This is a genomic window from Mesorhizobium sp. B2-1-1 (assembly GCF_006442975.2).
In the GTDB taxonomy this organism is placed as follows: Bacteria; Pseudomonadota; Alphaproteobacteria; order Rhizobiales; family Rhizobiaceae; genus Mesorhizobium.
Genome location: NZ_CP083954.1, coordinates 2,311,318 through 2,323,816 on the forward strand (window position 1 = coordinate 2,311,318; position 12,499 = coordinate 2,323,816).

At 61.5% G+C, this 12,499-nt stretch carries 9 protein-coding genes; 3 read left to right on the forward strand and 6 right to left on the reverse strand.

Going from position 1 to position 12,499, the window contains the following annotated elements:
* Window positions 1-3 precede the first annotated feature (3 nt).
* The gene (locus tag FJ972_RS11360) at window positions 4-1,017 is read right to left on the reverse strand and encodes a BMP family protein (protein ID WP_140500718.1); all 1,014 of its coding nucleotides are present in this window, start codon (window positions 1,015-1,017) and stop codon (window positions 4-6) included.
* Window positions 1,018-1,032: 15 nt separating this feature from the next.
* Entirely contained in the window at window positions 1,033-2,814 is a 1,782-nt protein-coding gene (locus tag FJ972_RS11365) for an adenine deaminase (protein WP_140518203.1), read from the reverse strand.
* 160 nt (window positions 2,815-2,974) lie between these two features.
* On the opposite strand from FJ972_RS11365, the gene FJ972_RS11370 reads away from it, so the two are divergent.
* Both FJ972_RS11370 and ade read left to right on the forward strand, forming a co-directional pair.
* Window positions 2,975-3,949 (forward strand): LysR family transcriptional regulator, encoded by a 975-nt coding sequence (locus FJ972_RS11370; RefSeq protein ID WP_140500716.1) that lies wholly within the window; start codon window positions 2,975-2,977, stop codon window positions 3,947-3,949.
* Window positions 3,946-5,745, forward strand: a complete 1,800-nt coding sequence (gene ade, locus FJ972_RS11375) for an adenine deaminase (RefSeq protein ID WP_140525726.1) — start codon at window positions 3,946-3,948, stop codon at window positions 5,743-5,745. Before FJ972_RS11370 ends, ade begins: the two co-directional genes overlap by 4 nt.
* A gap of 81 nt (window positions 5,746-5,826) precedes the next feature.
* Here the strand turns inward: ade and FJ972_RS11380 are convergent, their stop codons facing one another.
* From FJ972_RS11380 to FJ972_RS11395, 4 genes are all read right to left on the reverse strand, one after another.
* A complete protein-coding gene (locus FJ972_RS11380; protein ID WP_140500714.1) occupies window positions 5,827-6,543 on the reverse strand; it encodes a GntR family transcriptional regulator in 717 nt (238 codons plus the stop codon).
* Window positions 6,544-6,698: 155 nt separating this feature from the next.
* Window positions 6,699-8,174 (reverse strand): amidohydrolase family protein, encoded by a 1,476-nt coding sequence (locus FJ972_RS11385; protein ID WP_140525727.1) that lies wholly within the window; start codon window positions 8,172-8,174, stop codon window positions 6,699-6,701.
* Window positions 8,164-9,360, reverse strand: coding sequence for an amidohydrolase (locus tag FJ972_RS11390; protein ID WP_140525728.1), 1,197 nt, complete (start codon window positions 9,358-9,360; stop codon window positions 8,164-8,166). The genes FJ972_RS11385 and FJ972_RS11390 overlap by 11 nt, the downstream gene beginning before the upstream one ends.
* Before the next feature lie 33 nt (window positions 9,361-9,393).
* Window positions 9,394-10,764, reverse strand: coding sequence for an amidohydrolase family protein (locus FJ972_RS11395; protein WP_140525729.1), 1,371 nt, complete (start codon window positions 10,762-10,764; stop codon window positions 9,394-9,396).
* A gap of 159 nt (window positions 10,765-10,923) precedes the next feature.
* Here FJ972_RS11395 and FJ972_RS11400 point away from each other — a divergent pair, with 159 nt between their 5' ends.
* Entirely contained in the window at window positions 10,924-12,495 is a 1,572-nt protein-coding gene (locus FJ972_RS11400) for an ABC transporter substrate-binding protein (protein ID WP_140500710.1), read from the forward strand.
* Window positions 12,496-12,499 lie beyond the last annotated feature (4 nt).

Below are 12,499 nucleotides of genomic sequence, written 5' to 3' on the forward strand. Positions count from 1 at the left end.
GCGTCAGTCCGATTTCGGCTCGTTCACATTGAGCTCGATTTTCTTCTTGCCGCCTTGGATGGCCTTGGCCGTTTCAGCCGCAAGCGCCTTTACGTCATCGGGCATTTTGGCTTCCCAGGCAGGATTGAGGATGAGGTCGCCCGAACCCTGCTGCCAGCTGAACCACCTTGGTTCCTTCGGCGCGTCGAATTTGGCGTTCATGGTCTTTGCCTTCCACCATTCATCGATGATCCAATTAATGTGCGGATCCCATTTGACGATGGTGGAGGCGACGATCGACTTCGGCGCCACTTTCGACATGTCCACATAATTGCCGAAGCAGCCTATGCCGCGCTCCTCGCAAACCTCGAAGGCGCCCGACATCTGGTAGATCATGTCCGCGCCGGCGGCGATCTGCGCCGAGGTCGCCTCGTTCGATTTAGCCGGATCGAACCAGGACTGGATGAAGGTGATCTTCTGTTTCACCTTTGGGTTCGCTTCCTTGGCGCCGGTGAAGAAGGCATTGATCTGATCGTTGGTATCTTCGGCCGGGAAGGTGGAGATGGCGCCGATGACATTCGACTTCGTGAGTTTGCCGGCCAGTTGCCCCATCACGTAGGCAGGCTCGTGCGCGTGGACGAATATCCAATAGGCATTGCCGCCGAGTCCGCGATTGCCCGAACCGCTCATGACGAACATCGTATCGGGGAATTCGTCCTTCAGCTTCTCGATCGCATCTGCATAGGCGGTGTCGCCGAACAAGATGTCGTAGTCGCCGGTCTCAGCATAGGTGCGGAACACCTGCTCGGCATTGTCGTAAACGTTCTCGGTATAATTGACCTCGATGTCGAGGCCGTGGGGCTTGGCGGCGATGATCCGGTCCATGGAACTCACGAAGGATGATTCCCACGGTGCTTCCTTGCCCGCCGAAAGAATGCCGGCGATCCTGAGCTTGGTCGGCTCTTCGGCTTGTACGCGGCCGCCCCACAGCCACGTCGCGGCCACGAGCGAAACAGCGACAACAAGGTTTTTCAGCATGGTTCCCTCCCTTTTCTAGCGTTCCCAGTCATGAGGCCGGCTTAACGGATCGACCACCGTCAGGTTTATGCAATCGATCAGGCCGAGATCGGTTATCGCGAAATCGGGTATCGCGGTGATCTGCAGCACGAACATGTACATGAAAGGCCATGGCAGCCTACAGCCGAGCGCGCGCGCGGCGGCGTCGAGCTCCTGCTCTTTCTTCGCCATCTCTGGAGGATCAATGTCCGATACGATTCCGCCGATCGGCAGGGGCAGGAATGACACGATCCGACCGCCGTCCGCCACCGCCTGGCCGCCATTGTTCTCGATAATGTGGTTGATTGCCAACGACATGTCGTGGGGATTGGTGCCCACACAAACGATGTTGTTATCATCAGGCGCCGTCGAAGTGGCGAGTGCGCCGGAGCGCAGTCCGAAGCCTGAAGCGAACGCGACCGGCCGATGGGAAGTGCGGCCGTAGCGTTCGACGACGGTGAGATACTGCACGTCCTGTGATGGATCCGCGTCTATATAGCCGTCGCGGACCGGGAGCACGACATCACGTCGCGTGCGTACGAATATTCTCTCGGGCGTAACGGCGATCGCCAGCACGGCCGCCTTGTCGCCCGCTCCGGGCGCGCGCACCAATAGGTCTTTCTGTGAAACCGGCGCTACCTTGAATGTGTTGGTGACAACGGCGCTGCGGGCAGGCGGCGCAAGATCGTCCACGAGCTTGCCGTCGCGGGCGGCCAGCTTGCCCTTCGCGATGACACCTGAGACATGGAAATCCGCGATATCCTTGACCAGCAGGATATCGGCGGCGAGCCCGGGCGAGATCGAGCCGACCTTCTGGCCGATGCGCAGCGCCTCGGCGCCGTTGATGGTCGCCATCTGGATGGCGGTGAGCGGCGGAACTCCCATCGCGACCGCCATGCGGATCATGTTGTCGAGGTGGCCGCGGGCCAGGATATCCGAGGCGACCACGTCATCGGTGCAGAAGCTGACCCGGCTCGTCGCGGCTATTCCCATCTCGGTGACCATCCGCAGGTTCTCTTCGAGAAAATGGGAGATCGAAGATTCGCGAATGACGACATGCATGCCTTTGCGCAGCTTCTCCAGCATCTCGTCCGCCGTGTAGCTCTCGTGGTCGGAGCGCACTCCGGCCTGCAGGTAGCTGTTCAATCGATTGCCGCGACACATCGGCGAGCAGCCGAGAATCGGCAGACGGCTCTTTTCGGCGATCTCGACCGCCTGCAGAACGTGCTCATCCATCGTGTCGACGAACTCGCGCACCGTCTCCCATATGCCGATGCATTCCGGCCAGGAATGGGTGGCGCGGTGATCGTCCGGTCCGAAATAATAGCCGACGTTGGAGCGAGGCAGTGTGTAGGGCGTCTTGCATGGTGCGCCCCAGAAGATCTTGAGAGGGGTTGCCTTGGCCTCGTCGAGGAATTCGCGGGCGCCTTCCAGGCCGGACACCACGAGGATCTGGTCGAGGCCCGACACAATCGAAGTGGTGCCGAGCGGCACCACCGCCTTGGCGAAGCTAGTTACCGACATCTTGGAACATTCAACGTGGAGGTGGCCGTCTATCAGGCCAGGGCAGAGGAAATAACCAGTAGCATCGATCATCTCGGTCTCGGGGCCGCGGTACTCCGAGACGTCTCCGACAGCGACGATGCGATCCTTGTAGACGGCGACGTCGGCCGGATAGATCTCACCCGAAGCGACGTTGACTAGTGTGCCGCCGGTGACGATGAGAGTCGATTTATGCTCGGCGCGACCAGCACGGATGAATTCGCGTATGTCGGACAAATTCATCTCCGCTCGTGTGGCCTCGCTCGGGCTTGGGACCAAGCTTCTCTGCGCCAAAAATCCCACCTTGCGCGCTCTGATCCTGTCGTATTAGGGTCGTCCATGCAAATGGCAGTTTCCGGCTAGTTCTGGACGCACCGTTCAAATTCTTGGACGATCGATGGATTTTGAAGCGATCGATTATTTTATCAAAGTGGCGGAGGCGCAGTCGCTCTCGCACGCCGCGAAACTGTATGGACTGCCCAAGTCCAGCCTCAGTCACAAAGTGCGCGCGTTGGAGGATTCGCTCGGTGTCGCACTGTTTGTGCGCGACGGTCGGGAACTGCATTTGAGCGATGCCGGGGCCGAGTTCCTCGACCATGCGCAACGCATCAAGGAAAGTTGCGAAGGAGCCAAAGCGGCGATCGCCGAGGCGGGCCACGATATCGCCGGCACGCTGACGATCGGCTCGACCGGCGAGTTCGGCACTTCCTTCACCTCGGAACTGCTGTTCGCCTTCCGCCAACAGTATCCGCAGGTGAATGTCGACGTGATCTTCCTTTCGCTCGGCTATTTCCTGGCGCCCGAAAAGCACCAGCCTTTCGACGGCATATTCCACTGGGGCGAGCCGGCGAACTCAGACTACATCGCTCGCAAGCTCGGGGAGGCTTCCTTCTGTCTCTACGCCAGCCCGCGCTACATTGAGCAATTCGGGGAACCGTCGACGCCCGCAGACTTGGCGGGCCATGGGGCCGTCGCCTTCCGCCGCCCGAGCGGCGTGCAATCCTGGCATCTCGAGCGCGGCGCGGAAACGGTCGACTTCATGCCGACCGCGCAGTGCATGGCGAACGACTACTGGATGCTGAAATACTTCGCCGTAGCCGGCGAGGGCATCGTCTATCTGCCAGCCTTCTTCACCGAGATCGAGTGCAAGAACGGCGATCTGGTGCCGGTGCTCCCGCAATGGCGCTCGCCACTGGTTCCAATCAATCTGCTCTACATGCGACGCCGGTATGTGTCGCGTAAGTTCGCCGCCTTCCTTGATTTCTGCCTGGACTATTACCGCCAGCGCGCCGCTTACAGTTCGCCAAGATATTGCGTCGAGGTCGTGCGGCCCTTTGCGGGCGCGCGCGCTGGGGGAGAAAACAACAGATGATCAAGAGCTGGTTCGAATGCGCGCCGCAGTTGGTTGATGTCGCCATGGGACGCACGCCGGCCGACATGGTGGTCCGGAACGTGCGCTGGGTGAATGTCCATTCGGGCGAGATCATCCCCGCGACGGACATTGCCATCGCGGTCGGCCGCTTCGCCTTCATCGGCCCGAATGCCGACCATGCCGTGGGCCCCGAGACGCAGATTATCGACGGAGAGGGCCGCTACGCGCTGCCGGGGCTGTGCGATGCGCATATGCATGTCGAGAGCGGCATGGTCACCGTTACCGAGTTCGCGCGTGCGGTCATCCCGCATGGCACCACCTCGATGTTCATCGACCCGCACGAGATCGCCAACGTCCTGGGCATGCCGGGCGTCAAGCTGATGCACGACGAGGCTGCCGGACTGCCGATCAATGTGTTCGTGCAAATGCCGAGCTGCGTGCCGAGCGCTCCGGGCCTCGAGAACGCGGGTGCCAGCCTCGGTCCCGCCGACGTGCGTGAGGCGATGTCGTGGCCGAACATCGTCGGCCTCGGCGAGATGATGAACTTTCCTGGGGTGGTCGCCGGAAATGGCGACATGCTGGCCGAGATCGCTGCCACTCAGGCGGCAGGCAAGACGGTGGGCGGCCACTATGCCTCGAAGGATCTCGGTCTGCCCTTCCATGCCTATGTCGCCGCCGGTCCGTCCGACGATCACGAAGGCACCAGCCTGGCGGACTGCGTTGCGCGGGTGCGCCAGGGCATGCGCGCCATGTTACGGCTTGGCTCCGCCTGGTACGACGTCGACGCGCAGATCAAGGCGCTGACCGAGCTCAGCCTGGACTCGCGCAATTTCGTGCTGTGTACCGACGACAGCCATTCCGGCACACTAGTCAATGACGGCCATATGAACCGCGTTGTGCGCCATGCCATCGCCCAGGGATTAAAGCCGATCACCGCGATTCAGATGGCCACCCTGAATACTGCTCAGCATTTCGGCATGGAGCGTGAGCTTGGCTCGATAACGCCCGGGCGGCGCGCCGACCTGGTTTTGACCTCCGATCTCACCGAACTCCCGGTCGAAACCGTCATCGCACGCGGCTGTGTGGTGTCGAACGACGGCAAGCTCGTCGCCGACATCACGCCCTACGACTATCCCGCCTCGACCAAGAACACGGTTCGCTTGGGCAAGAAGCTCTCAGCGGCGGACTTCGACATCGTGGCGCCCGAGGGTGCGAACCAGGTCATGGCGCGGGTCATCGGCGTGCTCGAGAACCAGGCACCGACCCGTGCCCTGGAGGCTTCGCTCGGCGCCTTGAATGGTATCGTTCAGATGGATCGGACCGGTGACGTCTGCCAGATCGCGCTGGTGGAACGGCATCACGGCACGGGAAAGGTCATCAACGCGTTCGTTTCCGGCTTCGGTTATGATAAACCATGCGCCATCGCCAGCACCGTCGCCCATGACAGTCATCACATGATCGTGGTGGGTACCGACAAGGACGACATGGCGCTGGCGGCGAATCGGCTGGGACAGGTCGGCGGCGGCGTCGTGCTGTTCAGCGAAGGACGCGAACTTGCACTTGTCAAGCTGCCGATCGCCGGACTGATGTCTGACCAGCGCGCCGAAATCGTGGCAGAAGAAGCCAATGGCCTGATCGCGGCGATGCTTGCCTGCGGATGCGCCCTCAATAATTCCTATATGCAGCACTCTCTGCTGGCGCTTGTCGTCATCCCGGAATTGCGCATCTCCGACATCGGACTGATCGATGTGTTGAAGTTCCAGCCGACCGAAGTGCTGGTCGCCACGACCGCATGAGGAGGCGGATTTAACCTGACATCACCTTCGTCCTGATCATTTTCGGGTCACTCCTCGTCTCTTCGGCATTCATCCAATAAATCATAGCCCTTCCTCCCGCGCATAGGCAGCAAGAAGGTCCGGAAAGTCATTTTCGGGTTTCGCTTTCAGCAGTGCACGTGTGGTGATTGCATCAATATGATGGTCCATCAAGGCAGCAGCCTTGTTCCGGTCGGCCGCGGCCAGGGCGGCAATGATCTCGTGATGCTCGGATACGGCACAGTCGGACGAATGCGGCCGTCCGTAGAGCGACAGGATGAGCGATGAACGCGAAACGAGTTCCGTGACATAGCGCAGCAACAGTTCGTTTCCGGTGAGCGAGGCAAGCAGCACATGAAATTCGCCGGCCAGCTGAATCGACGACGCGGCATTGTTGGCTTTGGCCATCTCTTCCGCGTCGACATGAGCTTCGAGCTGTTTGATCTTTTGCGGCGTCAGCTTGCCGATCAGCGTGTCGACCACCAGCGCTTCAAGCGCCCGCCGCACCTCGAATATATTGTGGCCTTCCTCCAGGCTCGGCTGCGCGACGCAGGCGCCCTTGTGCGGGCGCAATTCGACCAGGCCTTCGCCGTTCAGCCTTGCCAGCGCCTGCCTGACAATGGTGCGGCTGACGCCCAGCCGCTCGCCGATCGAATCCTCAGGCAGCTTTGTTCCCGCGGTCAGCGCCTGGTCGAGTATGACGCGCTTCAACGTGCGATAGACCGCGTCGGACTTGGATACGGCGGATTTCGGATTTTTATTGCGAATGTTGATTGTCATGACCGATCCTGAAATTCATATCCAAGCACACAAGAAGAAAAGCATCCGCAAAGCCGGAGTTTAGAGATGCAAACGGCCCGGCGTCGAGGGCCAATGCCGTCGGCTCGCGTGCCATCAAGGTTTATTCCAATCGTTGTGTGTCGTTTCTGGAGCCCTCATGCCATGAACATCCGATAGCTGGGAGGGAAAATCTCGGCGACCGTCGGATGTCGCCAGGTGCGTTGCGGATAACGCTGGACAAGCCGTTCGAACTGGGCCTGTGCGCGCTGGTGGGCTGCATCGAGATCGAAACCCGGAATGGTTCGGGCGCTCATCACGGTGCGCCCGTCAATGATGACCGTGTGCACATCGCGTCCGCTTGCGGACGTCGTCAGGCAGGCGATCGGATCGAGGACCTGTCCCAGATGGTTGCCGGACAGGTCGAACACGACGATGTCGGCGGCGGCTCCCGCCTGCAGACGTCCCAGGTCCGACCGGCCGAGCGCGTCGGCGCCGCCAATCGTGGCCGCGTCATAGAGATCGGCTGATTTCGGCGTCTCCAGATTGCCCGCCATGACGCGGCCGAGCATCAGGCCGACCTGCATGTTCTGCACCATGTCGGGTGGCCAGGTGTCCGTGCCCATGCCGATGCGCAGACCCTGGCCGCGAAGGCGGGCGAAATTGTCGAGCGCCGCGCCATGCCGCGCCATCACCAGCGGGCAATGCACCAATGTGGCACCCGAACCGGCGATGATTTCGAGATCATCGCCGTCGGCGTGGGTGCCATGCGGCAACAACGCTCTTTCGCTGAGAAAGCCGATGTCCTGGAGCCAGCGGGCGGATGTCGTGCCGAACCGGCGACGCACTGTCTCGATCTCGAATGAAGACTGGCAGCAATGCAGACGGACCGGCACGCCGAGGTCTCGCGCGGCATTGGCGGTCCTGCGCAACAGGTCGGCGGTCCAGAACTCGACACGGTCCGGTGCAAGCATGGTTCGCACCAATCCGCCGAAGCGTCCTTCGTGCTCCAGGCAAAAGGCAACGGCATCGTCCAGACCCTCCGCGCCGCGCTCTTCGTCCACCTCGACGACGATGCCGCCATCCGCTTCGATGACGGAATGGCCGGCGCGAAAGGCAGGCCCGAGATAGACGCGAAGGCCCAACTCTGCGGCGCTTTCGGCGGCGGATGCGAATTCGTCCGATGTCTCGTTCCATGCACGATAAAACAGCGATGCGATCGGCAATGCAGTAGTGATGCCGTTGCGGATGAGTTGCGCGAAGGCATAGTGTTTTTGAAACGCCAGCTCCTCGCGCGCCAGCATTTCTACCGGCCCGGCTTCCACATAGTCGCGCGGCCAGACGCGGCCCTTCTTCCAGCCGGGTTGATGATCGAGGCCGAGCACGCCCGTATCCAGGTCCGAAAGCGCATCCAGATCGATGAAACCCGGGCCGATCAGCGCCCTGCCATGATCGATCCGCCGCTTTACAGGCCCGCCGTAGCGATGGCCGACGAAGACGATCCTGCCGTTCTCATGGACGACCTCGCCATTCTCCAGAAGGATATGGCGCCCGTCCCGGTGGCCGACAACCCATCGTGCGGTGAGCAGGACGGGTCCGTCGTCACGCTGGTTCGTCCGACGACTATGCGACATCGGGCAGATCTCCGGCCAGCGCACCGTCACGCACGAGCACGCGGCCGCCGCGGATGACCGTGCGCTTCCGTGGGGTCAGGGCCACGGCTTCCGCCAGGGTCCGCGCGCAAACCAGCACGACATCGCCGTGGCAACCGGGCGAAAGCCCATAATCCGTCAGGCCGATACCTTGCGCGCCGCCAAAGGTGCAAACGCGCGCCGTCTCTTCCAGATCGGCATCGTTGGTCATGCCGTTGCGCTGCGCAAGATATTTGGCCCGCTCCAGCATGTCGCCATTGCCCCATGGCTCCCAGGTGCCCTGGATGCCGTCGGAACCGGATGCCACGACGAGGCCGGACTGGCGCATCATGCGCAGCGGAACCGCCGGCGCGGATGGGCTGCCGACCGTCATGACGGCGATGTCTTCAGCCGCCAGCGCGTCGATCAACGTGTGCTGCCTATGCGTGTCCAGCATGCCGAGACAATAGGCATGGCTCACCATGACGCGGCCCTGAAGGGAGAGCGCCTTGGTCCGTTCGACGATCAGCTCAAGGCAGAAGGCGCCCAATTCTCCCGGTTCGTGCAGATGAATGTCGACCGGCTTGCCGTATCGATCCGCGAGCGCGAAGATTGCGTCCAGGTGGCGAACCGGATCCCGCTCGATCGTTGCCGGGTCGATGCCGCCGACAATATCGGCCCCCGCCTTCAATGCGTCCTCTATCAGCGCCTGCGTGCCTTCGCGTCCCAGCATGCCGCTTTGCGGGAAGGCGACGACCTGCACGTCGACCAATCCCTTGAAGGCTTCGCGCGTTGCAACGACACCCTCGATGTTGGTAATGCCGATTTCCGTATCCACGTCGACATGGCTGCGGATATGCGTCACGCCGAAAGCCAGCGTCTGCACGATCTGACGCGCCGATTGCCTGCGCGCATCGATGCCGAGTTCCCGCTTGGCCTTCCTGTCGGCCAGGATCCTGTCGTTGCGCGTGGGTCCCACACGGTTCTGAAACCAGTCCATGCCGACAAGCGTCTTATCGAGATGCGTGTGCGCCTCGACCAGGCCGGGCAGGGCAACCTGTCCAAGCCCGTCGATTTCATGCGCCGCTTTCCCGCTGGTTGCGTGCGCGAACCGACCGTCGCGAATGTAGAGGTCCGTGACAGCGCCGCCCAAGGGCCTGACATTGCGAATGAGAAGGTCTTCGGTCATCTGGGTCTCCCTGTTTGCGCCCCGGAACTCGGCCTATGCCAGCCCGGCGCGTTTCATCATCAGATGGAAGGCTCCTTCGGCGCGATCCAGAATGGCGTCTTCATCGTGATCGACGAGGCGGCGTCCGCGCATGAGGACACGCCCGTCGACGATCGTCGTGTCAACATCCGCGCCGTTGGCGAAGCGTGCCAGCCGCTGCGCGGGGTGCGCCGGCGGCCACAGATGCGGCTGGCGCATGTTGACCAGGATGATGTCGGCGCGCTTGCCCGGTTCCAGCGAGCCGATTTCGTTCTCCATCGACAGGGCACGCGCGCCCTCGATGGTCGCCATCTCCAGCAATTGCATCGGCGGCAGGACCGCATCGTTCCTGAAGTGCCGGGCATGATAGCGGTGCGCCTGGAACATGTTGCGGAACATGTCGAAAGAGCGATCGGGCGCCGCCGCGTCGGTGCCGAGCGACACGGTGACACCCCTTTCCATCAGTTCCGTCGCCGGACAACGGCCCGAGACCGACATCAGAGCACTTGGATTATGCGCCACCTTGGCGTGGCTGCGTTTCAGCGCGGCGATGTCTGCCTCGGTCAGTTCGATGCAGTGCGCCAGCAGCGAATGCTCGTCGAACAGATCGAGCCGTTCCGCATTGGCGGCGATGGAACCGTCGCGATGGCCATCCTGGATGAACAGCACGTTTTTTGCGCGAGCAAGGTCGCGAGCATTGCGGGACAGATTGTATACCGTTTGTTCGTCAAGTTCGCGCCGAGTGAACACCGGGAGAGAGACCGCAATCCGCACGCGGCCATCGCGACCAGCCCAATCATCGATGATTTCCGCGCACACTGCCAACTGGGTTTCCGGCGAAATGGTGATTTCGACAGACGGAACGTATGCGTGGTCCCGATAGACATGGGACGAGGTCGGCCGGTTCGGCCCGACGGCGAGTATCTCGCGCACTCCCATTTCGGCGATGGCGGCAAGATGTGCCCGTGCTGCCCCCGGCGCCTCGGTGCGCATGATGTCCGGCCCGCCGCCAAACAGCAGGGCAGCGGTGGTCGTTCCGCATTTTATGCGCTCAAGGGCCGACAATGTGGCCTCGGCTGCCCAGAATTCCGTATCCGACGCCTCTGCATAGATACGCCCCGCGATAGTCATCCAGGCTTCGGAATCGTCTCCCAGGCCTTTGGTCAGCATGTGACCCGCATGCGCGTGCGTGTCGACGAGACCCGGCATGACAACCATTCCCGAAGCATCGATGCGCGCCACCTTCTGATCTGTGGCGGGGGCCGCGCCGTCGCCGGCGGTGACGATCCGGCCATCCTCCACCAGGACATGACCCCTCGAGAAAATCCGGCGCCTCGCATCCATGGTGACGATGACACCGTTTTCTATCAGCAAGGCCTGGGTCATTCGGAATCCCTTTTCGGAACGGTCACTTGAGCGGTTTTGCACATGAGAAACGAAATCGAACATGCCTGCCTTGATATTGTGCACAATGTGTGTACGATATCAATGGGGATAAATGGTATCCAATAGATCGGAAACTTCGTATACAAGTGGGAGAAGAAAATGAGAAAATGCGTTAGGGTCCTGCTCGCCGGACTTGCGATGGTGATGTCGGTGACAGCGCCTTCGCTTGCACAGACACTGCGCTGGTCATCGGCCGGCGACGTCATTTCGTACGATCCGAATGCCCAGGTCGACAGTTTTACCCAGAGCGTCCAGAACATGGTGTTCGACGGGCTGGTGCGCCGCAACAAGGAAATGGCTATCGAGCCTGCGCTTGCGACCTCCTGGGAGATCGTCTCGCCGACGCGCTGGCGCTTCAAGCTGCGGCAGGGCGTCAAGTTCCACGAAGGTCAACCCTTCAATGCCGACGATGTCGTCGCCACCATCCAACGTCAGATCGATCCCGGCGCGCGCAACCGAGAAAACCTCTCCGCCGTAACCGGCGTCGAGAAGGTCGACGACTACACGGTCGACCTGATCCTGCGCGGACCCTATCCGCTGCTCCTGAACGATCTCGTCGCCATCTACATGATGAGCAAGCCATGGATGGAGGAGCACAATGCCCTCAAGCCCGGCAATGCCTCAACGGGGGTCGTCACCTACGCCAGCAATCATGCCAATGGCACCGGCGCGTTCAAGCTGGTCAGCTACGAGCCGGACTCGCGCTCGGTCTTCGCCGTCAACAAGGAATGGTGGGACAAGCCGCAGCACAATCTGACGGGGGTGGAATTCCGCCCGATCGCTTCGAACGCCACGCGCGTCGCGGCGCTGCTTTCGGGCGAACTCGACATGATCGCGCCGGTCCCGTTGCAGGACATCGACCGGGTCGCCAACACCGCCGGCCTGAAGGTTGTCGAGAACCCGTCGCTGCGCGAGATCTTTCTCGGCTTCAGCTTCCGGCCGGAGCTTCATGCAGCGCCCGGCAAGCCCAATCCGCTGCTGAACGTGAAAGTGCGCCAGGCGCTTTGGCACGCGGTCGACCTGAACACGATCCAGAAGCGTTTGATGCGCGGAAAGTCGCGCACCTCCGGCACACTGGTCGCGCCACAGGTCACCGGCTACGATCAGTCGATCGACGTAGCGCTGGACTATGATGTCGCGAAGGCGAAATCCATGCTGGCGGAAGCCGGCTATCCCGACGGCTTCAAGGTTGGACTGGCCTGTTCCAACGACCGCTACATCGCCGACGAACAGATCTGCCTGGCAATCGCGTCGATGTGGGCCAAGATCGGCGTCGAGGCCGACGTGCACGTCGAAAGCAAGACGACCTATTTCCCTCGAATGGATAAGGGCGATCTCGATATCTATATGCTCGGATGGGCCTCGCTACCGCCGATGGATGGCTACAGCGTGCTGCAAGCCTTGCTGGCGACCAATGACGGCAATTATGGCGGCAGCAACCCCAACGGGCTTTCCAACGCCAAGATTGACGAATTGGCCCGTTCGGCATCGACCGAACTCGACGAGGCCAAGCGGGTGGATATGCTGAAGGCGGCCTTCAAGATCACGCATGATGAGGCCCTCTATCTGCCGCTGCACCAGCAGCCGGTCGCCTGGGCGATGAGCGACAAGGTCGACATGCCGCAATTCCCCGACGAGTATGTGCGTCCCTGGTTCGCGCATATGAACTAGGAAA

Coding starts and splice junctions, on each gene's coding strand:
- FJ972_RS11360 (WP_140500718.1), bottom strand. CDS start 1,017: ATGCTGAAAAACCTTGTTGTCGCTGTTTCGCTCGTGGCCGCGACGTGG.
- FJ972_RS11380 (WP_140500714.1), bottom strand. CDS start 6,543: ATGACAATCAACATTCGCAATAAAAATCCGAAATCCGCCGTATCCAAG.
- FJ972_RS11400 (WP_140500710.1), top strand. CDS start 10,924: ATGAGAAAATGCGTTAGGGTCCTGCTCGCCGGACTTGCGATGGTGATG.
- FJ972_RS11370 (WP_140500716.1), top strand. CDS start 2,975: ATGGATTTTGAAGCGATCGATTATTTTATCAAAGTGGCGGAGGCGCAG.
- FJ972_RS11390 (WP_140525728.1), bottom strand. CDS start 9,360: ATGACCGAAGACCTTCTCATTCGCAATGTCAGGCCCTTGGGCGGCGCT.
- FJ972_RS11385 (WP_140525727.1), bottom strand. CDS start 8,174: ATGTCGCATAGTCGTCGGACGAACCAGCGTGACGACGGACCCGTCCTG.
- FJ972_RS11395 (WP_140525729.1), bottom strand. CDS start 10,764: ATGACCCAGGCCTTGCTGATAGAAAACGGTGTCATCGTCACCATGGAT.
- ade (WP_140525726.1), top strand. CDS start 3,946: ATGATCAAGAGCTGGTTCGAATGCGCGCCGCAGTTGGTTGATGTCGCC.